Origin of the sequence: Streptococcus sp. SP1 (genome assembly GCF_030440005.1) — a bacterium.
Classification (GTDB): domain Bacteria; phylum Bacillota; class Bacilli; order Lactobacillales; family Streptococcaceae; genus Streptococcus; species Streptococcus parasanguinis.
The window spans coordinates 1-26,357 of record NZ_JAQFJJ010000006.1 but is presented as its reverse complement, the minus strand read 5'-3'; the positions used below and the strand labels follow the sequence as shown (position 1 = coordinate 26,357).

Below are 26,357 nucleotides of genomic sequence, written 5' to 3'. Positions count from 1 at the left end.
TTATTCTATAAAAATGGTATAATAAAAGCACTCAAGGGAGTAGCTGGCGGATTTCCGCGATAGTGTCGTCATTACGAAATTATTTCCGGCACTATATTAAACGGCGAGACTTGTTTTTTCAAACAGGTCTCTTTTTTGTGCAAAAGAGACCTAGTAGAAAGTTATAAGGAGGAAACTATTTTGTCAAAAGAACAAAATAAAGCTTTGTTTTATACACAGAGTAAAGAAGAAGTTCTAAAGGAATTGGACTCTTCAATCGAAGGCTTGTCAACTGCTCAAGCTCAAGAACGTTTAGCGACTTATGGTCATAATGAACTGGACGAAGGTGAAAAACGTAGCCTCTTGTCTAAGTTTATCGATCAGTTTAAAGATTTGATGATTATCATCTTGCTGATCGCCGCAGCTCTCTCTGTGATTACAGAAGGAATGGACGGCCTTACAGATGCTATGATCATCTTAGCCGTTGTTGTTTTGAACGCAGCCTTTGGTGTCTACCAAGAAGGACAAGCAGAAGCAGCTATCGAAGCACTGAAAAACATGTCTAGTCCATTAGCGCGTGTCCGCCGTGATGGTCACGTGATTGAAATTGATTCCAAAGAATTGGTCCCGGGTGATATCGTTCTTCTGGAAGCTGGAGATGTGGTTCCTGCTGATATGCGCTTGTTAGAAGCAGCTTCTCTTAAAATCGAAGAAGCAGCTCTTACAGGGGAATCGGTTCCAGTTGAAAAAGATGTGACTGGCCTTGTTGAGGCAGATGCTGGTATCGGAGACCGTGTCAATATGGGTTACCAAAACTCGAACGTAACCTATGGTCGTGGTACTGGGGTTGTGACCAACACAGGTATGTATACAGAAGTTGGTAAGATTGCAGATATGTTGGCCAATGCCGATGAAACGGAAACACCATTGAAGCAAAGTTTGGAACAACTCTCTAAAGCCTTGACTTACCTCATTGTAGCTATTGCTGCAGTGACTTTCCTGGTTGGTGTCTTCGTTCGTGGGGAACATCCATTAGAAGGTTTGATGGTTGCAGTAGCCCTTGCGGTTGCGGCGATTCCAGAAGGTCTTCCTGCCATTGTAACCATCGTTCTCTCTTTGGGAACAACAACCCTTGCCAAACGCAATTCGATTGTTCGTAAATTGCCAGCCGTTGAAACACTTGGTTCAACAGAAATCATCGCATCTGATAAAACAGGTACTTTGACCATGAACCAAATGACGGTTGAAAAAGTGTATACCAACGGTCAATTACAAAGTGCAGCAACCGAAATTGGAGCAAGCAACAATACACTTCGCATCATGAACTTTGCCAATGATACCAAAGTGGATCCATCTGGTAAGTTGATTGGGGACCCAACAGAGACTGCTTTGGTACAGTTTGGTTTAGACCACAATTTTGATGTTCGTGAAGCCTTGAAGGATGAGCCACGTGTAGCTGAATTGCCATTTGACTCTGACCGTAAGCTTATGTCTACGATCCATAAGGAAGCTGACGGTTCATACTTTATCGCTGTCAAGGGGGCTCCTGACCAATTGCTCAAACGTGTGACGCGTATTGAAGTCAATGGGGAAGTTCGCCCAATCACAGAAGAAGACAAACAAGCTATCCTTGCTACCAACAAAGACTTGGCCAAACAAGCCCTTCGTGTCTTGATGATGGCTTATAAGACAAGCAACGAAATCCCAACTTTGGAATCTGAAATCGTTGAGTCTGACCTGATCTTCTCTGGTTTGGTCGGAATGATTGACCCTGAGCGTCCAGAAGCAGCAGAAGCGGTTCGTGTCGCTAAGGAAGCGGGTATCCGTCCAATCATGATCACGGGTGACCACCAAGATACAGCAGAAGCTATTGCCAAACGTCTTGGAATCATCGATCCAAATGATACAGAAGACCATGTCTTCACAGGGGCTGAGTTGAATGAACTCTCTGACGAAGAATTCCAAAAAGTCTTCAAACAATACTCTGTCTATGCGCGTGTATCACCTGAACACAAGGTTCGTATCGTGAAAGCTTGGCAAAATGAAGGAAAAGTTGTTGCCATGACAGGGGATGGGGTCAACGATGCACCATCACTTAAGACAGCTGACATTGGTATTGGTATGGGGATTACAGGTACAGAGGTTTCTAAGGGGGCTTCAGACATGGTCCTTGCAGATGATAACTTTGCAACCATTATCGTAGCGGTAGAAGAAGGACGTAAGGTCTTCTCAAATATCCAAAAATCTATCCAATACCTCTTGTCTGCCAATATGGCTGAGGTCTTCACCATCTTCTTTGCAACCCTCTTTGGATGGGATGTTCTTCAACCAGTACATCTTCTCTGGATCAACTTGGTAACAGATACTCTTCCAGCCATCGCTCTTGGTGTGGAACCAGCTGAGCCAGGTGTTATGACCCACAAACCTCGTGGACGTAAATCTAACTTCTTTGACGGTGGAGTCTTCGGAGCCATTCTTTATCAAGGTGTCTTCCAAACCATGCTCGTTCTTGGTGTTTATGGCTGGGCCTTACTCTCTCCAGAACATGCGACTCGTGCCGAAATCCATGCAGACGCTTTGACCATGGCATTTGCAACTCTTGGTTTGATCCAATTGCTCCATGCCTTTAATGTTAAATCGGTTTACCAATCTATCTTTAAAGTGGGACTCTTCAAGAACAAGACCTTTAACTGGTCGATTCCAGTTGCCTTTGTTCTCTTGATGGCGACCATTATTGTCCCTGGATTTAACAAACTCTTCCATGTGTCTCATTTGAGTTTGACACAATGGTTAGCTGTTATGATTGGTTCGCTCTTGATTGTTGTTCTCGTTGAAATTGTCAAAGCCGTTCAACGTGCACTTGGAAAAGATAAAAACGCTATTTAAACATAAAAAAAAGTCATCTTTGGATGGCTTTTTTTGCGGGTAAAATAGACTGGGCATATTTCTTGAGGTAAGAGTGGATGTTGAGAAACCGATAAGGAAAAGAACTGATTGTTAAGATACTTAATGTAAGGTTTCTCATTTCAGAACTAAAGTGGTTACTTTTTTGAAATGAGAATAGTGCCGTCCTATTTTTATAATTTTAATATGATCATAGCTTGAGAAAATTCATGTTTAAGTTTTTTCTTTTTGTAGGCTTTAAATTCTGGAAGGTCTTTAATTTTGCGATAGCGTTTGTAGGGATCATAGCGCTTTGAAAAATCAAATTCGGGGAAATCTTCAAAAAATTGTTTGCAGAGCTCCCATTCTCGGATATAGCCTAAAGGTCTTGCATGATAGGTGATGGTGTCAATAGTTGTCGTTGGAATTCGGCGGTGGCTATGACCAAAAATGACGTCTTTGACAGGATATTGTCTAAAAAGCTCGTGAAAGGCTTGGCTCCCTAAAAAAGCATTAAAGCGTTCAAAATAAGGGTGACGCAGGAGAAACTGACTGTGAGGAACAAAGTGCATGGCGATAATCAAGGGTTGATTTACACGCATGAGCTCTTGTTCCAGCTCTTGCAAAAGATTTTTGGTAATGGCTGGATCAGATCCCATTCGTTGGAGGCGTCTATCAAACCAAAACAGATTTTTGGTTTGAAGATGTTTTTGGGGAGAGAGAGTAGGAACAAAGCTGTAGTCATACCAGCCAGAAAAGGCAAGGAGTGTATGCTTTGAAAAAGGAATCTTTTGAAATTCAAAAGGTCTCATGGCTTCTTCTGATAGGCCCAGCATATCATGATTTCCCAAGCTAAAGGACACTGGGAGGTGACATTGGAGTTGGACTAAAAATTTTTGTGAGGTTTCTCCAAAGCCATTAGCAATATCTCCTGCTATATGGAGATGTTGAACCTGTTGGTCCTTGAGAAGAGTAATAAGGGTCTCCAATTCTTCTTCGCCGAAGTTGTTCGAATCAATATGTAAATCGGACATAAAAGCTACTGTTGTCATGCTACCAGTCTAGCATAAGAGCATCTTTTTTTCTAACAATTAGGTTACAAATGAATAGAAAAATGCTGAAAAAAAGCTGGGTTAGTTGTGGTAAACTTGCAGATCCAATATTGGAAGGTGGGCAAATAGTGAAGGTTATGATATAATAGACTAGATACATAGAAAGAGGTACTTATGGATATTTCAGAAATTCGTCAAAAAATTGACGCAAATCGTGAAAAATTAGCTTCTTTCAGGGGGTCTCTTTGACTTAGAGGCGTTGGAAGAAGAAATTGCCATTTTAGAAAATAAAATGACAGAACCTGATTTTTGGGATGATAACATTGCTGCGCAAAAAACATCTCAAGAATTAAATGAACTCAAGCAGACCTATGAAAATTTCCATCAAATGGTGGATCTCTTTGATGAGTCAGAAATCTTACTGGACTTTTTGGCAGAAGACGATTCGGTCAAAGAAGAATTGATCGAGAAGTTGGAGGAGCTGGATAAACGTATGACCAGCTATGAGATGACCTTGCTATTGTCTGAACCCTATGACAATAATAATGCCATCCTAGAAATCCACCCAGGTTCAGGAGGAACAGAAGCTCAGGACTGGGGCGACATGCTTCTTCGGATGTATACTCGTTTTGGAAATGCTCATGGCTTCAAGGTTGAAGTCTTGGACTATCAGGCTGGAGATGAGGCTGGAATCAAGTCTGTGACCTTATCTTTTGAAGGGCCTCATGCGTACGGCCTTCTGAAATCTGAAATGGGTGTTCATCGTTTGGTTCGGATCTCTCCATTTGACTCTGCTAAACGGCGTCATACCTCCTTTACATCTGTTGAGGTTATGCCTGAGTTAGACGATACCATCGAAGTCGAAGTTCGTGACGATGATATCAAGATGGATACCTTCCGCTCAGGTGGAGCTGGTGGACAAAACGTCAACAAAGTTTCTACAGGGGTACGCTTGACCCACATTCCGACAGGGATTGTTGTTGCTTCTACTGTGGACAGGACTCAGTACGGAAACCGTGATCGAGCAATGAAGATGTTGCAAGCTAAACTCTATCAATTAGAGCAAGAGAAAAAGGCAGCAGAAGTGGATTCTCTAAAAGGGGATAAAAAAGAAATCACCTGGGGAAGTCAAATCCGTTCCTATGTCTTTACCCCATACACCATGGTTAAGGATCACCGGACCAACTACGAAGTAGCGCAGGTGGACAAGGTGATGGATGGAGATATCGATGGCTTTATCGATGCCTACCTTAAATGGCGTCTCCAGTAATCTACATGGAATAACCCAGAAAAGAATGAAAGGAATTTCATTACATGTCAATGATTGAAATGAAAGATGTTGTCAAAAAATACGACAACGGGACAACAGCTCTTCGGGGAGTATCTGTTCGTATTGAACCAGGAGAATTTGCCTACATTGTAGGACCTTCTGGTGCAGGAAAGTCGACCTTTATTCGACTTTTATACCGTGAAGTCAAACACGATAAAGGAACACTGAAAGTTGCTGATTTTGATTTGGATAAAATCAAAAAACGTGATGTTCCAATGTTGCGACGCAATGTGGGAGTGGTTTTCCAAGATTATAAATTACTGCCAAAGAAGACTGTTTATGAAAATATTGCCTATGCTATGCAAGTTATTGGAGAGCGTCGTCGCAATATTAAAAAGCGCGTTATGGAAGTTTTGGATCTTGTTGGGTTGAAACACAAGGTCCGCTCATTCCCGAATGAATTGTCCGGTGGGGAGCAACAACGGATCGCGATTGCGCGGGCTATCGTCAATAATCCGAAAGTCTTGATTGCGGATGAACCAACGGGTAACTTGGACCCAGATAATTCATGGGAAATCATGAATCTTTTGGAGCGAATTAATTTGCAAGGGACTACAGTATTGATGGCGACCCACAATAGTCAAATTGTAAATACTTTACGTCACCGTGTCATCGCGATTGAAAATGGTCGTGTAGTGCGTGATGAAGCGGAAGGAGAGTACGGATACGATGATTAGAAGATTTTTCCGACACTTAATCGAGTCGCTTAAAAGCTTGAAACGAAATGGTTGGATGACGATTGCAGCGGTCAGCTCAGTCATGATTACCCTTAGTTTGGTTGCTATTTTCGCCTCTGTTATTGCCAATACCATCAAGCTTTCAGATGATATTCAAAACAGTGTGCGGGTTGTAGTATACATGCGCAAAGATATTCAAGATCAGAGCGAGCAGATTGAAAAAGACGGTCAAACCGTGACCAATGAAAACTACCATAAGGTCTACGATGCTCTGACAGCCATGAAACATGTTGATAAGGTTGATTTTTCTAGCAAGGAAGAACAGTACGATAAACTGATCAAAACGGCTGGGAACAACTGGAAGATTTTTGATGGAGATGCCAATCCTCTCTACGATGCTTATTATGTAGAAACAACAGCTCCTAAATATGTAAAGCAAGTTTCGGCTGATGCCAAAAAAATTGAGGGAGTTTCTGAGGTTAAAGATGGTGGGGTAGATACCCAACGCTTGTTTGCACTAGGAACTTTTATCCGAAACTGGGGATTGATCGGTGTAGCTTTATTGATCTTCATCGCAGTTTTCTTGATTTCTAATACCATTCGGATTACCATCATTTCACGTAGTCGTGAGATTAAGATTATGCGACTGGTAGGAGCAAAAAATGGCTATATTCGTGCCCCATTCCTTTTAGAAGGTGCTTGGATCGGTCTCTTGGGAGCCTTGGTTCCTTCAGCTTTGGTCTTCTATGTTTATAATGTTGTTTATACATCTATGAACAATAACTTGGCAGATCAAAACTTGTATCTCTATAGTCCACATGTCTTGGTACCGATTATGGTGGGGGGGCTCTTTGGATTAGGAATTTTGATAGGGGCGATTGGTTCTTCAATCTCTATGAGACGTTTTCTTAAAATATAATAAAAAAGCAAGTTCGCACTTGCTTTTTTGTATACTTTTATTAGGACAGGAAGGAGGATACATGCCTCTTTAAGATTGTCTAAAAAAGGGATTGAACATCTTCTCGTGACCAATAGAAGTTTCAGGGCCATGACCGGGATAGACGGTATAGGAAGATGGAAGAGTAAAGAGTTCTTCTCTGATACTGCTAAGTAACTGTGCTGCGTTCCCTGTTGGAAGATCGGTCCGTCCAATGGTTTCGCGAAAAAGGGCGTCACCGGATAGAATCAGGTGATCCTCAGGAAAGACGATAGAGACCCCTCCTGCAGAGTGGCCTGGTGTCTCCAGAACATAAAAGTGGAAATCGGCTATTTGGTAATCAGAGCGAATGTCATAAAGGAAGTCTGCATCCTTGCATACAATATCTTCTAAATCCGCATGCCGATCCAAACCAGATAAATTATCGACAGGAGAAGACAACCAACTGGCTTCTGCTGAATGGACATAAACAGGTGGGAAATGATAGGTCTGACGAACCTTTTCAAGACTCATAATGTGATCGTAATGTGTATGGGTTAAAAGAATTGCTACGATTGGTTTACCGATACGATCAATTTGTTTTTGAATGGTTGCCCAGTCGCTACCTGGATCGACAAGAATGAGGGAGTGTTCATTTTCAAGGTAGTAGGTGTTTTCATAAGCTACAGGATTAACGGTACGATAGATTTTCATAAGGACTCCTTTCTAGAATAGTGTATCAAATTGCAAGGAAAATAACAGGATTGAAGTCAGCCTGAAAGGAGAAAAAAATCTGCAGAGCTTGCTCAAACGTGATATAATTTTAAGTACTATGACAAGACAGAAACGGAAATATGCCATTGTGGATCTGGAAGCGACCAGTGCTGGAAGCAATGCTAAGATCATTCAGGTTGGGATTGTCATCATCGAAGATGGGAGGATTACGCAATCCTATGAGACGGATGTGAATCCCCATGAACGATTGGATGAGCATATCAAACAATTGACTGGCCTGACAGATGCTCGCTTGAAAAAAGCACCAGAGTTTGCACAAGTGGCAAAAGAAATTTTTGAATTAATAGAAGATGCCGTCTTTGTGGCCCATAATGTCAAATTTGATGCGAATTTATTGGCAGAGGCCCTCTTTTGGGAAGGATTTGAGCTAACGACTCCTCGGATTGATACGGTTGAATTGTCTCAAATTTTCTATCCGACTTTAGAACGCTACAATTTAGGAGCACTTGCGGCTGAGTTGGAAATTGAGTTGCATCATGCTCACTCTGCTCTAGCGGATGCTATGGCAACAGCCCAGCTGCTGTTGAAATTGAGAGAAAAAATTGCGAGCTTACCAAGAGGATTGATCGAAAAACTTCTTTCGATGGCAGATTGTTTGATATATGAATCACGACTCTTAATAGAAGATGCGTTTGAAGACAGTAGTCTTTTTTTACCAGCTCATTTAGTAGAAGTTCATGGACTCTACCTGCGAAAGCCACAGCAGTTCTTAGAAAGTCGTCATTTGTCTAAACAGTTTGAACTCAATATGCAGCTGTTGGGAATGGAAGCTTATCCAGAGCAGAGAGAATTTGTTGCCTTTATCGAGGACAGTTTGCACCAGCCGCTTCCAAGTTTTATCGAGGCGCCAACGGGTATTGGGAAGACCTACGCCTATCTATTAACGCTTTTGGCCAAAACCTCCAAGCGCATTCTTGTGAGTGTTCCAACTAAAATTCTTCAGGATCAAATTATGAAGAAGGAAGGAAAGACCATCCAAGATCTTTTCCAAATTCCCTTTCATAGCCTGAAAAGTCCTAAGGATTACATCCAACTCGATAAATTTTATGAGGCCTTACAAAGTGAGTCAGATAACGGGATGATTCGACGCTTTAAAATGCAACTCTTGGTTTGGCTGACGATGACAGAAACGGGAGAGTTCAGTGAAATTGGCCAACTCTATCGTCATCTTCATTTTGTTTCTGAGATATGCCACGATGGCCAATTGTCGAAGCGTTCCCTTTTTTATCAGGAAGATTTTTGGCGTCTCGGCCAGGAAAAAGTGAAAACCAGCCGGGTGATTCTGACCAATCATGCCTATCTGTTAACCCGTCTAGAAGATGATAAGAGTCTACTTCAAGACTCTGTTCTGGTAGTGGATGAAGCGCAAAAACTCTTTTTTGCTTTAGAGCAATTTTCACAAAGAGAAGAAAACTTGCAATCTCTTCTTCTAAGCTTGCAACACGCCATCGAAGAGGAGAAAGATCTTCTGCAGCGACGGTTGCTGGAGAGTATTCAATTTGAACTAAATGCCTGCTCAAAAGAAGTCCTACAAGGAAAAGCAGCGATCTTATCAGATCAAACGGTGGCAAAAATTCGACAGGATGTATCGGAATTAAAAAACGAATCTCTAGAGAATCTAAGGGAATTGTTTGATGAGCGCTACCAAACCTTTTGGATGGATAAAGAAGTGGTTGAAAGCCACCAGATTCTTCGTCTCCATGGTGGAGTTGAGGACTTACTATCCTTTAAGGAGTTTGTGCCTGAAGAGGTGCCCGTGCTCTTTGTATCAGCGACGATCGCTATCAGTAAAAAGGTGCATTTACCTGCTCTTTTAGGATACCAAGAGCAGCAAATTTACCGGGTGCCAATAACAGTCAAACAACACCAGGAATTGTTGGTGCCGATAGATTTCCCAGATGTCGTTTCTTTATCTTCCGTGGAGTATGCAGGAGAGATTTGTCAGCTCATCGATGAACTCCTTCCTTTAAGAAAACCAATTTTTCTTTTGTTTACCTCAAAAGAATTGTTATTGGAGACGTCAAACGCATTGAAGTTTCCTCATTTGGCCCAGTATCGAAATGGCGATGCAGCTAATATTAAGCGACGATTTGACCGAGGAGAAAGCTCTATTTTATTGGGAACAGGAAGCTTCTGGGAGGGAGTCGATTTTTCCCAACAAAAAGAAGTAATTCAAATGATCACGCGCCTTCCTTTTGATAACCCCAAAGATTACATGGTTCAAAAACTGAATACCCAACTCAGAGAACAGGGGAAAAATCCCTTTTATGACTATAGCCTTCCGGTCGCGATTTTAAGATTAAAACAGGCTATTGGGAGAACCAGCCGTTTTCAAGACCAGGAATCGTTGGTCCTCTTATTGGACCAGCGGGTGGTGACCAAACGATATGGAAAACAAATTTTAGATGGTTTGCAACAAGTGTTGCCCCTTCAGACGACTGTGAGAGAGCGGCTTGTTGAGCAAGCAGCTGATTTTTTTGAAAGGAATTGAGAGAATGAAAAATAAGGGATTTGGACTAGCAATTGCATTCGTACTGGCTCTTTGTGCCATGTTTTTTGGAAATTTCTTTCCCATCATTGGCTCCAGTGTCTTTGCTTTGATTTTAGGAATTGTCCTCAATGAATTAGTAGATTTACCAGAGAATTCACGACCAGGACTGAACTGGTCCGGTAAGAAATTATTGCAGTATTCGATTATTTTTATGGGATTTAGCTTGCCGATTGCGACGGTTGCCTCTACAGGCTTGTCTTCTTTGAAGATTAGTCTGCCAACGATAACAGTTGCCTTTCTAGCAGCGATTATCTTTGGGAAAGTCTTCCATCTGAAATCTCATCTACGGACCTTAATTGGGTTTGGAACAGCTATTTGTGGTGGATCTGCTATCGCAGCAGCTGCGCCGATCATTGAAGCAGACGAAGAGGAAATTGCCTTATCTATGTCAACCATCTTCTTCTTCAACATTTTGGCTGTCTTTATCTTTCCAGTATTAGGGCATATATGGCATATGTCTAATTTTCAATTTGGCCTCTGGTCAGGAACAGCCATTAACGATACGTCATCTGTTGTAGCAGCAGCGTTTTCCTACAGTAAAGCGGCGGGTGAAATGGCTACAATTGTTAAGTTAACACGAGCTCTTATGATTGTACCGGTCTGTTTGGGCTTGATCGGTTTAAAATGGTATCGGAGTAAACAACAAGGAAGAAACAAAGGAATGTTAAAAAAAATTATTCCTTGGTTCATCATCTGGTTTATTGTGGCTTCTATCCTTTCATCTATCGGCTTGGTACCTAAAGTGGTTCTTCCTTATCTAAAGGACCTTTCTCACCTCTTTATGGCCATGGCCTTAGTCGGAATCGGAAGCAAGGTTTCTTGGAAACAGTTCCGTGCAGCAGGAGCAGCCCCCCTTCTGGTAGGGTTGATTGCTTGGTTTTGTGTAGCCGGATCTAGCTTAATTCTACAGATGCTATTCTACTAAATTATTTACCATTCTAACAGAAAGGAACGTGAATGAAGAAAAATCATTTTTGGGATATCCACCTGGATTATTCGATCATTGGGATTGTTCTCACCCTTCTCATGATTGGGATTTTATCTGTTTATGTAGCAGTTTCTCATGACTATCCCCAAATGGTCTGGTCTTTTTTGGGACAACAATTGGCTTGGATTGGCATGGGGTGTGTTGTTTGCTTGATTGTCACGATATTTAGCACGAAATTTCTATGGAAAATCACTCCCTTTCTTTACCTACTTGGCTTGATCTTGATGGTCCTTCCTCTTATCTTTTATAATCCAAACTTGGTAGCTTCAACAGGAGCTAAAAACTGGGTGGCTTATGGAAACATCACCTTATTTCAGCCTTCAGAATTTATGAAAATTCCTTTCATTCTAATGCTGTCACGCTCCATTGTCCGATTTTTACAACGAAATAAGGGGCGTGAGCGCTGGTTGCGACAAGATTGGCTTTTGATTCTAGAGTTGACGATCTATACGATTCCTGTCTTTGCCTTATTGGCTCTCCAACAGGATTTGGGAACAGCCTTAGTATTTTTGGCGATCTTTGCTGGCTTAGTCCTGATTTCAGGAGTTTCTTGGAAAATCATTTTACCAGTGGTCTTGTTCATTGTTGGAGGCCTTGCTGGCTTTCTCTTCCTCTTTTTATCAGAAGGTGGTCGTGCTTTTCTTCACCAGCAATTAAGAATGCCAACCTACCAAATCAATCGGATTTTGGCTTGGTTAAATCCTTTTGATTACGCACAAACGACAACCTACCAGCAAGCGCAAGGACAGTTAGCTATTGCTAGTGGGGGCGTGTCAGGCCAGGGATTTAATGTTTCCAATTTATTAGTTCCTGTGCGGGAAAGTGATATGATTTTTACTGTAATAGCAGAAGATTTTGGTTTTGTTGGCTCACTTGTACTTCTGATTTTATACGTTTTTTTGATTTATCGAATTTTAAAAATTACCCTCCAGTCCAATAACCAGTTTTATACCTATATTTCCATTGGATTTATTATGATGCTGGTCTTTCATATTTTTGAAAATGTCGGAGCAGTGACTGGTCTTCTCCCCTTGACGGGGATTCCCCTCCCCTTTATCTCACAAGGTGGATCGTCTATTATTAGTAATCTAATTGGTGTTGGACTGGTTCTCTCAATTTACAATCATAGTAGCAAAAAGAAAGAGCCAGAGGAAGGGGTGCCAATCCGTAAAAAAGTTGTCCTTAAGAGGGCGCAATAGAAAGAAGGAATGTAGATGAAAAAAGTAGCAACTATTTTAGCAAACGGTTTTGAAGAAATTGAAGCTTTGACCATTGTCGATGTTTTGAGACGAGCTGGTATCGACTGTGACCTCATTGGTATGGAAGAAACGGTCACAGGTTCTCATCAGATCACTGTGGAAGTAGATCGCCTCTGGAATGGAGACCTGTCAGATTATGATGGAATCTTCTTACCAGGTGGGATGCCAGGAGCCGCAAATTTGCGGGATAATCCGGAATTGATTGCAGCTCTTCAAGAAGAAAGTAGGAAGGGAAAAATCATCTCTGCGATTTGTGCAGCACCAATTGTCTTGGCGCGTGCCGGCCTCTTAAAAGAAAAAAACTATACGTGTTACGATGGTTTTGAAGAAGAGATTCAAGACGGCCACTATCAGAAAGAAACAGTGGTGAAAGACGGTAATCTCCTGACCAGTCGAGGTCCTTCAACTGCTCTTGCCTTAGCCTATGCCTTGGTAGAGCAATTTGGAGGAGATGCCCAAAGCCTTCGTAAAGGAATGCTCTATCAAGACGTCTTTGGGGATGCTTAAAAGAGCTCTTTTTGACACCGTTTTTTCTGGTGAAAGATCACATTCTATGACAGAAAATGACTTCTTTTTGATTTAAAATGAAATGACCGTAAAAAATGGCTAAAATCCCCCTAAATGAGGGTTTTAGCTTATTTTTTTTGTCCATTTGTGGTATAATATTGACTATGAATTATCATGATTTTATATGGGATCTTGGTGGGACGCTATTGGATAATTACGAAACGTCCACAAATGCCTTTGTAGCGACATTGAAGGACTTTCACATCCAAGCCGATCATGATTCTGTTTATGTAGCATTAAAAATCTCAACACAGGATGCAATTCAAACTTTTGCACCTCATATTTCCAATTTTCGTACGGAATACAAGAAAAAAGAAGCCTTGGGCTTGCAAGAGCCGGTCTTATTTGAGGGGGCAAAAGAGTTACTAGAAGAGATACAAGCACATGGAGGACGCCATTTTTTGGTATCTCATCGGGATCGCCAAGTTCTGACCCTTATTGAACAGACAGGCATTGCCCCCTTCTTTACGGAGATTGTAACAGCAGACGAGGGATTTCCTCGAAAACCAGATCCAGCCTCTATGCTTTATTTGAAGGAAAAATATGGCATTCAAGATGGTTTGGTCATCGGAGATCGTCCGATCGATATAGAAGCTGGGGAGGCTGCAGGGCTTTCGACCTATTTATTTGATTCCATGCCACACTTACACCAGTTTATATTTGAATAGAAAAGGGAAATTATGACAGAGGATAAACAGCAAGAAAATCAAGCACAAGAATATGACGCCAGTCAGATTCAGGTCTTGGAAGGACTAGAAGCCGTTCGGATGCGTCCGGGGATGTATATTGGATCTACCTCAAAAGAAGGTCTTCATCATCTGGTCTGGGAAATCGTAGATAACTCGATTGACGAAGCCTTAGCCGGTTTTGCTAGCCATATTGAAGTTTTCATTGAAGCAGATAATTCTATCACGGTTGTCGATGATGGTCGTGGGATCCCCGTGGATATCCAAGAAAAGACAGGTCGACCTGCCGTTGAAACTGTCTTTACCGTGCTTCACGCCGGAGGAAAATTCGGCGGAGGCGGTTACAAGGTTTCTGGTGGTCTTCACGGGGTAGGGTCATCCGTTGTGAATGCCCTCTCTACATCCCTCGATGTTCGCGTCTATAAAAATGGTAGTATCCATTACCAAGAGTATCGACGTGGACACGTTGTGGATGATTTGAAAGTTATCGGGGAGACAGATCGGACAGGGACAACTGTTCACTTTATTCCAGACCCAGAAATCTTCACGGAAACAACCGAGTATGATTTTGAAAAATTAAATAAACGGATTCAAGAACTAGCCTTTTTGAATCGTGGCTTGCGTATTTCTTTGACGGATAAGCGAGAAGGCTTGGAGCAAGAAAAGCATTACCACTACGAAGGTGGGATCTCTAGTTACGTCGAATACATCAATGAAAACAAAGATGTCATCTTTGAAAAACCAATTTACACAGATGGTGAAATGGATGATATTACAGTTGAAGTAGCTATGCAATATACCACAGGCTACCATGAGACGGTCATGAGTTTTGCTAATAACATTCATACCCATGAAGGTGGGACGCATGAACAGGGCTTCCGTACAGCTCTCACTCGTGTGATCAATGATTATGCTAAGAAAAATAAGCTCTTAAAAGAAAACGAAGACAATCTAACTGGGGAAGATGTTCGAGAAGGCTTAACAGCAGTTATCTCGGTTAAACATCCTAATCCACAGTTTGAAGGACAAACTAAGACCAAACTTGGAAATTCAGAAGTTGTTAAAATTACCAATCGACTCTTTAGTGACGCCTTTTCTGATTTCCTTTTGGAAAATCCGCAAATTGCTAAGAAAATCGTCGAAAAAGGGATTTTAGCGGCGAAAGCTCGAGTAGCTGCTAAGCGAGCACGTGAGGTGACCCGTAAGAAATCAGGGCTTGAGATTTCCAACCTACCTGGTAAATTGGCAGATTGTTCTTCAAATAATCCACAAGAAACAGAACTCTTTATCGTCGAAGGGGATTCAGCCGGAGGATCTGCAAAATCCGGTCGGAATCGGGAATTTCAAGCGATTCTCCCAATTCGTGGTAAGATCTTGAACGTTGAAAAAGCAAGTATGGACAAAATTCTAGCCAATGAAGAAATTCGTAGCCTATTTACAGCAATGGGAACTGGATTTGGTGCAGAATTTGATGTTACAAAAGCGCGTTATCAAAAATTAGTGATCATGACCGATGCCGATGTCGATGGCGCTCATATCCGAACTCTTCTATTGACCTTGATCTATCGCTATATGAAACCGGTCTTGGAGGCGGGATATGTTTATATCGCACAACCACCGATCTATGGGGTCAAAGTGGGTAGTGAAATTAAAGAATATATCCAACCAGGTGCTAACCAAGAAGCAGAATTAGCTGCAGCCTTGGAACGCTATTCAGAAGGTCGCTCAAAACCAACTATCCAACGATACAAAGGTCTTGGAGAAATGGATGATCACCAACTGTGGGAAACAACTATGAACCCTGAACATCGTTTGATGGCGCGTGTATCTGTAGATGATGCTGCTGAAGCAGATAAAATTTTTGATATGTTGATGGGAGATCGAGTAGAACCCCGTCGTGAGTTTATCGAAGAAAACGCTGAATATAGTACACTCGATGTATAAAATTCAACGAACGCTTCCCATTAATGGATATTTTATGGTATAATTACTAGGATTACGTTCAAGTAATACGATGAAGGAGTTTTTATATGTCTAGTGGACTAATTATTCTCATCATTGTTGTAGCCCTCATCTTAATTGTAGGATATGTGGTTGCAGTGATTTTGAGAAAACGGAACGAAGCCTTACTGGCTGCACTGGAAGAAAGAAAAGAAAAGTTATACAACCTTCCAGTCAACGATGAAGTAGAGGCTGTGAAAAACATGCATTTGATTGGTCAAAGTCAAATTGCATTTCGTGAATGGAATCAAAAATGGGTAGATTTATCCTTAAATTCATTTGCTGATATTGAAAACAATTTGTTTGAAGCGGAAGGCTTTAATAATTCATTCCGTTTCATGAAGGCTAAACAAGCCATTAATAATATCGAGAGTCAGATCCAGCTAATTGATGAAGATATCAAGTCGATCCGCCAAGCCCTTTCTGATCTGGAAGAGCAAGAGCAAAAGAATAGTGGCCGTGTGGTTCATGCCTTGGATATGTTTGAGAACCTACAAAAAGAAGTAACTTCAGATGTAGATCGCTATGGTAGTGCTCTTTCTGAGATCGAAAAGCAAGTCGGCAATATTCAGTCTGAGTTTTCACAATTTGTGACTTTAAATTCCTCAGGAGATCCTGTTGAAGCAGCTGAAATCCTTGATACAGCTGAGAGTCACATCGTAGCATTGACACACATTGTTGAACGTGTACCAGAGATTGTCTCAGCTCTTCAGGCAAAACTTCCAGATCAATTAGAAGATTTGGAAAGTGGTTACCGTAAGCTTTTGGAATCAGGTTATCATTTCACAGAAACCGACATAGAATCTCGTTTCCAACAATTGCATGCTTCCTTGAAGAACAATATGGCAAATGTGTCAGCTCTTGAATTAGACAATGCTATTTACGAAAATGAGCAAATTCAAGAAGAAATTGATGCTTTGTATCACATCTTTACCCGTGAAATTGAATCACAAAAGGTTGTGAAAAAGTTGGTGAAACAACTGCCTGGTTATTTGAAACATGCAAAAGATAACAACAGCAACCTTGCAGCAGAAGTGGAACGTCTCGGTAAAACATTCGTCTTGAATGAATCTTTTAGCCAACAGTTAAAAGAGTTAGAAGCTGAGCTATCTTCACAAGAAGATGTGGTTGAGGATGCTTTGAAAGATTCATCTGAAACTCAAAAAGCTTATTCAATCTTGAAAGAAGAGCTAGAAGCAATCGAGGCTCGTTTGAAAGAAATTGAAGATGAACAAATCAACTTAAATGATTCTCTTTCAAAAATTGAGAAGGATGATGCTAACGCTCGCCAAAAAGCGAATATCTATGCGAATCGATTGCATGCGATCAAACGCTATATGGACAAGCGTAACTTGCCAGGAATCCCTCAAGAATTCTTGGAATTATTCTTCACAGCAAGCAATAATACAGAAGCTTTGATGGATGAATTAGAAGGCGAAAAGATAAACATTGAATCGACCAATCGTTTGTTAGAGATTTTGACTAATGATATGAATGAATTGGAAGAAGCAACGTATCGAATTGTACAAAATGCTACTTTAACGGAGCAGTTGTTGCAATATTCAAATCGCTATCGATCATTTGATGATCATGTCCAAGCAGCTTTTGATGAGTCACTTTATATTTTCGAAAGAGAATATGACTATGCGGCTTCCTTTAAAGTGATCTCAGATGCTTTAGAGATGGTAGAAGCTGGAGTGACTGATCGCTTTGTAACTTCATATGAAAAAACAAGGGAGCAAATTCGCTTCTAATAACAGAAAAATGACCTTTTAGGAGGTCATTTTTTTACAATCTTCAAATGATCAGTGAAACTTGAAATTTAAACCCTATTTTTGTATAGTAAGGAAGAAATAAGAAAGGAAAGCGATGAAAGAAATAACAGGTCTTCTCGTTATGGATGTAGATGGAACCTTGATCCGACAGGAAGGGATTGATCTACTAGCTCAAGTTGCTGGCGTGGGGGAAAAAGTTGCAAAGATTACAGCACAAGCAATGAATGGAAAGTTGGATTTTGCAACATCTTTAGAGGCGCGTGTCGCTTTATTGAAAGGATTAGAGACCTCTATCTTTCCGAAAATTTTGGAGCAGATTGAAGTCACACTGGGAGCAGATCGCTTGATCACGGAACTTCATCAAAGGGGTTACAAGGTTGGCCTTGTTTCAGGGGGATTTCATGAAGTCATCGATCCCATTGCGAGGTCTTTAGGAATTGATCTTGTCCGAGCCAACCGTTTGCAGACTTCTGATGGCCGTTTGACAGGGGAAGTCCTCGGTGAAATTGTGAGTCCTGAAATGAAAAAAGAGTCCCTCCTGATATGGGCGAGAGAAAATCATGTCCCAAGAAGCCAGACATTTGCTATGGGAGATGGTGCCAATGATCTTCTGATGATTGAAACAGCTGGTATCGGGATTGCCTTTATGGCAAAGCCAATCGTAGCTGAGCATGCCCCGTATCGTATCGAGAAGAGGGATTTAAGCCTTGTTCTTGAAATTTTAGACAAGTATAGAAAGGAAACAGCATGCATATCTTATTAGCACCGGATTCATTTAAAGAATCCTTATCCGCCAAACAAGTAGCAGAAGACTTAAAAAAAGGGTTTCAAGAGGCTCTACCAGATGCGACTTTTGACCTCCTTCCTATAGGGGATGGTGGCGAAGGAACCATGGAAACCCTAGCTGGAGTTCTGAATGTAACGGAGTACCAAACTCAAGTAACAGGACCATTTGGACAGCCCGTTTCAATGTCTTACTACCAAAAAGATGAGATGGCTTTTTTTGAGATGGCTTCACTTGTCGGTTTAGGCTCCATTCCAGCTGAAAAACGAAATCCTCTTGAACTGGAAACACGAGGAATTGGTGAACTTATTTTGCAATTGGTTAACCAAGGGGTTAAAACGATTTGTGTGGGAATTGGCGGTTCTGCAACGAATGATGGTGGGATTGGGATGGCAGCTGGATTAGGGGTAGCCTTCTATGATGATCAAGGCCATCTGCTTCGTCCTGTAGGGGCTTCGCTCGGTCGTGTGGCTAGAATAGATACCAGTGCGGTTCCAAAAGCTTTACAAGACATCGAGCTCCAAGTCTTAACGGATGTAACCAATCCTCTCTGTGGCAGTCAAGGAGCGACCTATATCTTTGGTGGGCAAAAAGGCTTGAATCCCCTTCTGTTTCCAGCTGTTGATCAGGCTATGCAGGATTTTTACCAGCTTGCTGATGCACGAATATTGTCCATGCCTGGCGCCGGAGCTGGAGGTGGGATGGCTGCTGGCTTGGTCGCTTTTGCGGGAGGTCAGATTTCATCTGGAATTGAGAAAAGCCTCGATTTGATTGACTTTGATCACAAAGTACATAAAGCTGATCTGGTCGTCGTTGGGGAAGGTAGGATGGATCTCCAATCCCTTTCAGGGAAGGCACCTATCGGGGTGGCCAAACGAACACCAGAGAAGATCCCAGTGATAGCTATTTGTGGTAGCTTAGCGGAGGATTTGCCAGCTTTTCCTAGTCATCACATTGAAGCTGCCTTCTCTATCGTACCTGGTCCTTGTGAGGTAGCAGATGCACTCGCTCATGCTGAAAGAAATCTGGTTTCCTGCGCTAGAAATATTGGGAACCTTTTAAAAATGAAAGCAAACTAAAAAACCAATGGAAAAGGGATGTTCCCTTCCATTGGTTTTTCTTTAGCTAAAGAGACGTTTCCAAAATGATTTCTTTTCTGGACTGGCAGTCTCTTCTTTCTTTTCAAATAAATTTGGATACTGGAGATTCATGTCTGTTGGTGAAATTCCAGATGGGTGGTCAGTATGGATGATGAGACCAAAGGGAGAATGACGACAGTCATCCGAAACGATGCTTGCCACAAGTCCAAGATCCTTGGTTTTTTTCAAATATTGTAGCTGGCTGCCTTCATCTAAAGCTGGGGAGATCTTGACCAAAACAGGATGAAAGCGATCTGAAATATCAGTGAGGATTGTCGAATACTGCTCCAGGTACATCTTGTCCCTTGCCTCCTCCAAGGTGCATGAAGCAATCACCCGCTCCTCATAAGTCTCCAAAAATCGACGCTGCTCATCCGGATTGAATCGAGTAGGACCAGCAGCTTTTTCTAAAATTGTTTTATTAATATCTGTCATAAGCTTAGTATAGCATAAAGCGTAGCAGAAGAATAGAAGAATGCGAAAAAATTAAATAAGGGGGAAATAGAAGAAAAAAAAAGAAAGTGGAACCGTTTTCTTGTTAAAAACTTCTCAATTTTCGTAGATTTCCTTGTTTTTTCTTGAAAAAATAGCCTAATTACGATATGATAGAGGAGTAAAAAATATAACTCAATAAGGAGAGTAAGAAATGTCAATTATTACTGATGTTTACGCTCGCGAAGTCCTAGACTCACGCGGTAACCCAACACTTGAGGTAGAAGTTTATACTGAATCAGGTGCTTTCGGACGTGGTATGGTTCCATCAGGAGCTTCTACTGGTGAACACGAAGCTGTAGAACTTCGCGACGGTGACAAATCTCGTTACGGTGGTCTTGGAACTCAAAAAGCTGTTGACAATGTAAACAACATCATTGCTGAAGCAATCATCGGCTACGATGTACGTGACCAACAAGCTATTGACCGTGCAATGATCGCTCTTGACGGTACTCCTAACAAAGGTAAATTGGGAGCAAACGCAATCCTTGGTGTGTCTATCGCTGTAGCTCGTGCTGCTGCTGACTACCTTGAAATCCCACTTTACAGCTACCTTGGTGGATTCAACACTAAAGTTCTTCCAACTCCAATGATGAACATCATCAATGGTGGATCTCACTCAGATGCTCCAATCGCTTTCCAAGAATTCATGATCGTACCTGCTGGTGCACCTACATTCAAAGAAGCTCTTCGTTGGGGTGCTGAAATCTTCCACGCACTTAAGAAAATCCTTAAAGGTCGTGGTCTTGAAACTGCCGTTGGTGACGAAGGTGGATTCGCTCCTCGTTTCGACGGAACTGAAGATGGTGTAGAAACTATCATCGCTGCTATCGAAGCTGCTGGTTATGTTCCAGGTAAAGACGTATTTATCGGATTTGACTGTGCATCATCAGAATTCTACGATAAAGAACGTAAAGTTTACGATTACACTAAATTCGAAGGTGAAGGAGCTGCTGTCCGCACTGCTGCTGAACAAATCGACTACCTTGAAGAATTGGTAAACAAATACCCAATCATCACTATCGAAGATGGTATGGACGAAAACGACTGGGACGGATGGAAAGCTCTTACTGAACGTCTTGGTGGTAAAGTTCAATTGGTTGGTGACGACTTCTTCGTAACAAACACTGATTACCTTTCACGTGGTATCAAAGAAGGATGTGCTAACTCAATCCTTATCAAAGTTAACCAAATCGGTACTCTTACTGAAACATTCGACGCTATCGAAATGGCGAAAGAAGCTGGTTACACTGCCGTTGTATCACACCGTTCAGGTGAAACTGAAGATTCAACAATCGCTGACATCGCAGTTGCAACAAATGCAGGACAAATCAAGACTGGTTCACTTTCACGTACAGACCGTATCGCTAAATACAACCAATTGCTTCGTATCGAAGATCAACTTGGTGAAGTTGCTGAATACCGTGGATTGGAATCTTTCTACAACTTGAAAAAATAATCTAGTTTACTAGACTAGAAAGATCCTTGAGCTTTCTCAAGGATCTTTTTTTGCGATTGGGGTAAACAAAAATGAGGCTGGGACAAAAGTCCTGGCCTCTCAATTATTTTTGGATTGTCGAGCAAGATGCAGTGGTTGAGTGGGCTCTACTACGCTGATTTCATCAGCTTTTACAGCCCTACTCAACTGTGCGGAGGTGGGACGACGAAATCGAATTCTAACGAATTACCGATTTCTGTTCCACTCTCATCGTCTTATTAGAACAAGCCTTTGATTTTGTCCAAGGCACCGCTGACCATTTCATTTCCAGATACAAGCCCTTTAGCTTGTTCAAGGTAGTCACCGAGGTTGTCTTTGTTGTCATCAACAAATTTCTTTGCAGCATCGAAATCTTTCTTTTCGATCATTTCTTTCACTTGGTTAAATAAGTCCAATGGATTCATGTTAGGGTCTCCTAAAATATAAGTTGTGAAGTCAGGCTCGCGCCTTTTTCTCATCTATTTAATCATTTTTTTAGAGGTTTGACAACTAAAACGACTTAATGAAAAACCGTACAAACGGCCTCTGGAACATAGAAGTCGTCGGATAGAAGGGCCAATTTTCCGCTAGCAGAATCTCGGTTGAAGACGGTGGCATTCGGTGAATCTTGATGGGCTGCGATCAAATAGTTTTGATCAGGACTAAGCGTGAAATCTCGTGGATTGAGGCCTTGAGTTGGAACAATTTCAATGAGTTCTAGGCTACCATCAGCCACAACTTTGAAGACAGCGATGGAATTGTGAGCACGGTTAGATGCATAGAGGAATTTTCCATCAGCTGAGAGCTTGATCGCAGAAGCCCATTTTTGACCATCGTAGTCTGATGGAAGAGTAGAAAGGGTTTGGAAGTGTTCGAATTCACCCATACCATCATAAAAGAGTACATCGATCGTAGCATTTAATTCATTGATGAGATAGGCAGTCTTATAGTGAGGATGAAAGACCAGGTGACGAGGTCCTGCCCCTGGGGCTGTTTGATACTGATTGATCAGGGTTAGGTTTCCTTCCTCACTGACATCATAGACATGCAAACTATCTGTTCCTAGGTCACACGTGATTAAGTACTGATCTGGCGTAAGGTCTGCATAGTGGGTATGTGGACTTGCTTGATTGGCATGAGGACCACTTCCTTGGTGGGTGTCTTGATCGACAAAGGACAAACGTCCATCTGCCTCTAGCTTATATACGAGAACTTGGCCTTTGTGATAGTTGGCTCCATAGACCAGTTGACGCTTGTCATCTACAGAGACATAGCAGAGTGGTGCTCCCTCTTCAACAACGTGATTGAGCGGCTGAAAATCAGCTGTAAAACTTGCGATTCCTCCTTTTCCCTCTTCAGCTCCGACACTGTAGAGATTGCCTTTTTCAGAAAAAGCGATATAGGTTGGATTGGGCTCAGCGGCCACTAGTTCAAGATGGCTCAATGCTCCTGTTTCAGGGTCAAATTGTGCCTTGTAAATTCCTTTGGATTCTTTTTTGGTATAGGTACCGAAATAAATGGTTTGAGACATAGGTCACCTCGTATGATTTGTTAGGTTTATTATATCAAAGGTCCTATTGGAAGGCAATTGCTAGTTGAAAAGGGGAGGGCCTTTCTTTCTTATTTTGCTAGTTTTTTCGTAACTTCAAGCTCAAAAAATGCTAAAATAGAAACAGATTGAAATGAAAAGGAGTTCTCTGTGGATAATAAAGAAAAACAGTTTAGTTTGTCCTGGTTTTTTAGATGGTTTTTAGACAACAAGGCCATTACTGTATTTTTAGTTACCTTGCTGTTGGGCTTGAACCTTTTGGTTTTGAGTAAAATCACCTTTATTTTTATTCCTATTTTTGAGTTTGCAGGAGCCGTCATGCTGCCTGTCATTATTTCTGGTTTGCTCTATTACCTGCTAAACCCTATTGTTGATTTTCTTGAAAGAAAAGGACTCAAGCGGATTTTTGCGATTTCCTTAGTCTTTTTCTTGATTGCAGTGCTCTTAATCTGGGGTCTAGCGGTGGTAATACCATCCGTCCAACGACAAGTAGTGAGTTTCTTTCATAACCTGCCAACTTATTTGGAAAAGGCCAATGCAACCATCGATGATTTTCTAGATAATCGCGTCTCCTCAGATATCAAACCCCAGTTAGATGAGATCACTAAGGAACTGTCTGCAAATATTACTTCTTGGGCCAGTTCGATCTCTGGGCGGGCTGTCAATTGGGTCAGCAACTTGATCGGAGTGGCTTCGCAAGTTATTGTTGCCTTGATCATCATGCCTTTTATTGTCTTTTATCTTCTTCGAGATGGAAAAAATTTAAAGGGCCACATTGTTCGCTTCTTACCGACTAAGATTCGTAAATCGGCTGAACAAGTTCTCTCAGATGTCAACACCCAACTCTCCAACTACGTTCGAGGGCAAATTACGGTAGCCATTGTCGTCGCCATTATGTTCATCATCTTCTTTAAGATCATTGGCTTGCGCTATGCGGTGACACTAGGGATCTCTGCAGGGATCTTGAATTTGATCCCATACTTGGGTAGTTTCTTAGCCATGTTACCTGCTTTGGTATTAGGCTTGGTAGCAGGACCAGAGATGTTTATCAAGGTCTTGATTGTATTTGCAGTGGAGCAAACCATTGAAGGACGTTTTGTATCACCCTTGGTTTTGGGAAGCCAGTTAAATATCCACCCGATTACCATTTTATTTGTTCTCTTGACGTCAGGATCTATGTTTGGAATCTGGGGAGTTTTCCTTGGAATTCCAGTCTATGCATCTGCTAAGGTGGTGATTGGAGCTATCTTTGAATGGTATAAGGTCGTCAGTGGCTTGTATGAAGAACACAATGAAATAGAAGAGGAAACACACAGTGAGTCATAGTCAACAAATGGTAGAGGCTCTCGATCGGCAGGAGCTAGAAGAAGCAGAAGTTCAATTTCAACAGGCTTTGTTAGAAGATAGTGAAGCACAATTATTGGATTTAGGTCAATATCTTGAAAGTATCGGTTTTTACCCTCAGGCAAAGGAGATCTATGAACAGATTGCAGAAACCTATCCAGAAGTGTATCTAAGTTTGGCAACCATCCTTGCAGAGGAAGGACAAATGGAAGAGGCCTTTGCTTATTTAGAAGAAATTGAGCCAGACTCTAACTGGTATGTGGCCAGTCTCTTGGTTAAGGCGGATCTCTATCAGATGGAAGGCTTAGCAGATGTGGCGCGTGAAAAATTAGTTGAAGCAGCCCGTCTGTCTGATGATCCCATCATTCAATTAGGACTAGCTGAAATTGATCTGGAATTGGAACGCTACCAAGAGGCTATCCAAGAGTATGCCCAGTTAGACAATCGGGAGATTTTAGAAGCAACAGGAATTTCCACCTATCAACGGATTGGTTTTGCCTATGCCAATCTTGGTAAGTTTGAAGCAGCTGTTCCCTTCTTAGAGAAAGCTCTGGATATTGAGTTTGATGACCAGATTGCTTACGAATTAGCGACTTTATTGTCTGACCAAGAAGAATTCCAAAAAGCCCTGATCTACTACAAACAAATTGATACCTTGTCGCCTGATTTTGAGGGCTATGAGTATGGTTATGCCTTGGCTTTACAGGCTGAAAATGACCGTGAAAAAGCGCTTGAGATTGCTAAACAAGGGATCCAGAAGAATCCCTTTGATGCCCAATTGAAGCTTCTTGCTTCTCAGCTTTCTTATGAACTTCACCAGCCTGAACAGGCAGAAGCTTATCTATTAGAGGCTAAAGAAGTGGCAGATGATCTCGAAGAGATTGCTCTTCGCCTCACTACCCTTTATTTGGAACAGGAACGCTTTGACCAAGTCTTAGATTGGCAAAATGAAGAAATCGAAACGGTTGTCACTCGGTGGAACATTGCGCGTGCCTTGGCTGCCTTGGAGAAAACAGAAGAGGCCGTCTTAGCCTACCAAGAGCTTTATGAGGATTTAAAGGACAACCCAGAATTCCTCGAAGCCTATGTTTATTTGTTGCGTGAAGCTGGAGATGTGACAAGGGCGCGTGAAGTAGCCAACCAGTATTTGGCCATCGTACCAGACGATGTGCAGATGCAAACCCTCTATGATAGCCTCTAATAAAACCATATCGTGAAGATTCGGAATAGTTTGTGGTATACTGGTAGAAGATAGAATGAGGAGAGAAAAACATGGAACCAGTGAAACTTTTTCAATATAATACCTTAGGAGCCCTAATGGCGGGTCTGTACGGGGGGTCATTTACGATAGGAGAACTCTTAGAACATGGGAACCTCGGAATTGGGACGCTGGATTCTATTGATGGAGAGTTGATCGTATTAGATGGAAAGGCTTATCAGGCCAAGGGATCTGGCGACCATCCTGAAATTGTTGAAGTTTCTCCGGATGCCAAGGTTCCTTATGCAGCAGTCGTTCCTCACCAAGCAGAAGTGATTTTCCGCCAACGTTTTGAAATGACAGACGAGGAATTGGAAGCTCGTATTGAGTCTTATTATGATGGGGAAAATCTTTTCCGCTCCATTAAGATTCATGGTGACTTTGCCAAGATGCATGTCCGTATGATTCCAAAATCCACACCAGAGATGAAGTTTGCAGAGGTTGCAACCCATCAGCCAGAGTATACACGGGAAAATGTCACTGGAACCATCGTCGGTTTTTGGACACCAGAAATTTTCCATGGCGTGAGCGTGGCTGGTTATCATTTGCACTTTATTTCAGATGACCACACCTTTGGTGGCCATGTCATGGATTTTGTCATCACAGAAGGGATTGTAGAGGTGGGGGCCATCGATCAGCTGGATCAACGTTTCCCAGTTCAAGACCGTCAGTACCTCTTTGCCAAATTCAATGTTGATGAGGTCAAAGAAGACATCCATAAAGCAGAATAAAAAGAGGCTGGGACAAAAGTCCTAGCCTCTCAATTATTTTTGGATTGTCGAGCAAGACGCAGTGGTTGAGTGGGCTCTACTACGCTGATTTCATCAGCTTTTACAGCCCTACTCAACTGTGCGG

Annotated in this window: 22 protein-coding genes; 17 read left to right on the top strand and 5 right to left on the bottom strand. The window is 41.9% G+C overall.

Going from position 1 to position 26,357, the window contains the following annotated elements; translation table 11 throughout:
* The first annotated feature begins 180 nt into the window (after positions 1 to 180).
* Positions 181 to 2,865, top strand: a complete 2,685-nt coding sequence (locus PCY07_RS04325; RefSeq protein ID WP_301355417.1) for a cation-translocating P-type ATPase — start codon at positions 181 to 183, stop codon at positions 2,863 to 2,865.
* 191 nt (positions 2,866 to 3,056) lie between these two features.
* On the opposite strand, the gene PCY07_RS04320 is transcribed toward PCY07_RS04325, so the two are convergent.
* Positions 3,057 to 3,914: a metallophosphoesterase gene (locus PCY07_RS04320; RefSeq protein ID WP_301355416.1), complete on the bottom strand. Its 858-nt coding sequence runs from the start codon at positions 3,912 to 3,914 to the stop codon at positions 3,057 to 3,059.
* A gap of 174 nt (positions 3,915 to 4,088) precedes the next feature.
* Between PCY07_RS04320 and prfB the strand changes: the two genes are divergently transcribed.
* The 3 genes from prfB to ftsX all read left to right on the top strand — a co-directional run bounded on the left by prfB (position 4,089) and on the right by ftsX (position 6,840).
* A protein-coding gene (gene prfB / locus PCY07_RS04315; protein ID WP_100209015.1) for a peptide chain release factor 2 occupies positions 4,089 to 5,184 on the top strand; the annotation gives its coding sequence in 2 pieces (ribosomal slippage) (positions 4,089 to 4,160 and positions 4,162 to 5,184; 1,095 coding nt in all).
* Positions 5,185 to 5,228: 44 nt separating this feature from the next.
* Entirely contained in the window at positions 5,229 to 5,921 is a 693-nt protein-coding gene (ftsE, locus tag PCY07_RS04310) for a cell division ATP-binding protein FtsE (RefSeq protein ID WP_003018939.1), read from the top strand.
* Positions 5,914 to 6,840, top strand: coding sequence for a permease-like cell division protein FtsX (gene ftsX / locus PCY07_RS04305; protein WP_021153569.1), 927 nt, complete (start codon positions 5,914 to 5,916; stop codon positions 6,838 to 6,840). Before ftsE ends, ftsX begins: the two co-directional genes overlap by 8 nt.
* Positions 6,841 to 6,909: 69 nt before the next feature.
* Here the strand turns inward: ftsX and PCY07_RS04300 are convergent, their stop codons facing one another.
* Positions 6,910 to 7,551: an MBL fold metallo-hydrolase gene (locus PCY07_RS04300; RefSeq protein WP_301355409.1), complete on the bottom strand. Its 642-nt coding sequence runs from the start codon at positions 7,549 to 7,551 to the stop codon at positions 6,910 to 6,912.
* A gap of 118 nt (positions 7,552 to 7,669) precedes the next feature.
* Here PCY07_RS04300 and PCY07_RS04295 point away from each other — a divergent pair, with 118 nt between their 5' ends.
* From PCY07_RS04295 to PCY07_RS04255, 9 genes are all read left to right on the top strand, one after another.
* Complete coding sequence (locus PCY07_RS04295) at positions 7,670 to 10,123, top strand: bifunctional DnaQ family exonuclease/ATP-dependent helicase (protein ID WP_301556727.1); 2,454 nt, start codon at positions 7,670 to 7,672, stop codon at positions 10,121 to 10,123.
* Between the two features lie 4 nt (positions 10,124 to 10,127).
* A complete protein-coding gene (locus tag PCY07_RS04290) occupies positions 10,128 to 11,108 on the top strand; it encodes a putative sulfate exporter family transporter (RefSeq protein WP_156672456.1) in 981 nt (326 codons plus the stop codon).
* 32 nt (positions 11,109 to 11,140) lie between these two features.
* Positions 11,141 to 12,370 (top strand): FtsW/RodA/SpoVE family cell cycle protein, encoded by a 1,230-nt coding sequence (locus tag PCY07_RS04285; protein WP_013903860.1) that lies wholly within the window; start codon positions 11,141 to 11,143, stop codon positions 12,368 to 12,370.
* Positions 12,371 to 12,385: 15 nt separating this feature from the next.
* On the top strand, positions 12,386 to 12,937 hold the full coding sequence (locus PCY07_RS04280; protein WP_301356659.1) for a DJ-1 family glyoxalase III: 552 nt from the start codon (positions 12,386 to 12,388) through the stop codon (positions 12,935 to 12,937).
* 164 nt (positions 12,938 to 13,101) lie between these two features.
* On the top strand, positions 13,102 to 13,665 hold the full coding sequence (locus PCY07_RS04275; protein WP_301356658.1) for an HAD-IA family hydrolase: 564 nt from the start codon (positions 13,102 to 13,104) through the stop codon (positions 13,663 to 13,665).
* 12 nt (positions 13,666 to 13,677) lie between these two features.
* On the top strand, positions 13,678 to 15,627 hold the full coding sequence (gyrB, locus tag PCY07_RS04270) for a DNA topoisomerase (ATP-hydrolyzing) subunit B (protein WP_049475345.1): 1,950 nt from the start codon (positions 13,678 to 13,680) through the stop codon (positions 15,625 to 15,627).
* An 86-nt stretch (positions 15,628 to 15,713) separates the two neighbouring features.
* Positions 15,714 to 17,438: a septation ring formation regulator EzrA gene (gene ezrA, locus PCY07_RS04265; RefSeq protein WP_061455067.1), complete on the top strand. Its 1,725-nt coding sequence runs from the start codon at positions 15,714 to 15,716 to the stop codon at positions 17,436 to 17,438.
* Between the two features lie 115 nt (positions 17,439 to 17,553).
* The gene (serB, locus tag PCY07_RS04260; RefSeq protein WP_301356657.1) at positions 17,554 to 18,222 is read left to right on the top strand and encodes a phosphoserine phosphatase SerB; all 669 of its coding nucleotides are present in this window, start codon (positions 17,554 to 17,556) and stop codon (positions 18,220 to 18,222) included.
* A complete protein-coding gene (locus PCY07_RS04255) occupies positions 18,207 to 19,322 on the top strand; it encodes a glycerate kinase (protein ID WP_301356656.1) in 1,116 nt (371 codons plus the stop codon). The genes serB and PCY07_RS04255 overlap by 16 nt, the downstream gene beginning before the upstream one ends.
* A 42-nt stretch (positions 19,323 to 19,364) precedes the next feature.
* On the opposite strand, the gene PCY07_RS04250 is transcribed toward PCY07_RS04255, so the two are convergent.
* Positions 19,365 to 19,817 (bottom strand): DUF1694 domain-containing protein, encoded by a 453-nt coding sequence (locus PCY07_RS04250; protein ID WP_301356655.1) that lies wholly within the window; start codon positions 19,815 to 19,817, stop codon positions 19,365 to 19,367.
* A 211-nt stretch (positions 19,818 to 20,028) separates the two neighbouring features.
* Between PCY07_RS04250 and eno the strand changes: the two genes are divergently transcribed.
* The gene (gene eno, locus PCY07_RS04245; protein WP_070661928.1) at positions 20,029 to 21,333 is read left to right on the top strand and encodes a surface-displayed alpha-enolase; all 1,305 of its coding nucleotides are present in this window, start codon (positions 20,029 to 20,031) and stop codon (positions 21,331 to 21,333) included.
* Between the two features lie 257 nt (positions 21,334 to 21,590).
* On the opposite strand, the gene PCY07_RS04240 is transcribed toward eno, so the two are convergent.
* Both PCY07_RS04240 and PCY07_RS04235 read right to left on the bottom strand, forming a co-directional pair.
* The gene (locus tag PCY07_RS04240) at positions 21,591 to 21,776 is read right to left on the bottom strand and encodes a hypothetical protein (protein WP_003002861.1); all 186 of its coding nucleotides are present in this window, start codon (positions 21,774 to 21,776) and stop codon (positions 21,591 to 21,593) included.
* Positions 21,777 to 21,871: 95 nt separating this feature from the next.
* A complete protein-coding gene (locus tag PCY07_RS04235; protein WP_301356654.1) occupies positions 21,872 to 22,882 on the bottom strand; it encodes a lactonase family protein in 1,011 nt (336 codons plus the stop codon).
* Positions 22,883 to 23,050: 168 nt separating this feature from the next.
* Between PCY07_RS04235 and PCY07_RS04230 the strand changes: the two genes are divergently transcribed.
* The 3 genes from PCY07_RS04230 (at position 23,051) to budA (ending at position 26,233) form a co-directional block, all read left to right on the top strand.
* The gene (locus tag PCY07_RS04230) at positions 23,051 to 24,226 is read left to right on the top strand and encodes an AI-2E family transporter (protein WP_024054839.1); all 1,176 of its coding nucleotides are present in this window, start codon (positions 23,051 to 23,053) and stop codon (positions 24,224 to 24,226) included.
* Positions 24,216 to 25,445 (top strand): tetratricopeptide repeat protein, encoded by a 1,230-nt coding sequence (locus tag PCY07_RS04225; protein ID WP_301356653.1) that lies wholly within the window; start codon positions 24,216 to 24,218, stop codon positions 25,443 to 25,445. The genes PCY07_RS04230 and PCY07_RS04225 overlap by 11 nt, the downstream gene beginning before the upstream one ends.
* 71 nt (positions 25,446 to 25,516) lie before the next feature.
* Positions 25,517 to 26,233, top strand: a complete 717-nt coding sequence (budA, locus tag PCY07_RS04220) for an acetolactate decarboxylase (protein WP_301356652.1) — start codon at positions 25,517 to 25,519, stop codon at positions 26,231 to 26,233.
* Positions 26,234 to 26,357 lie beyond the last annotated feature (124 nt).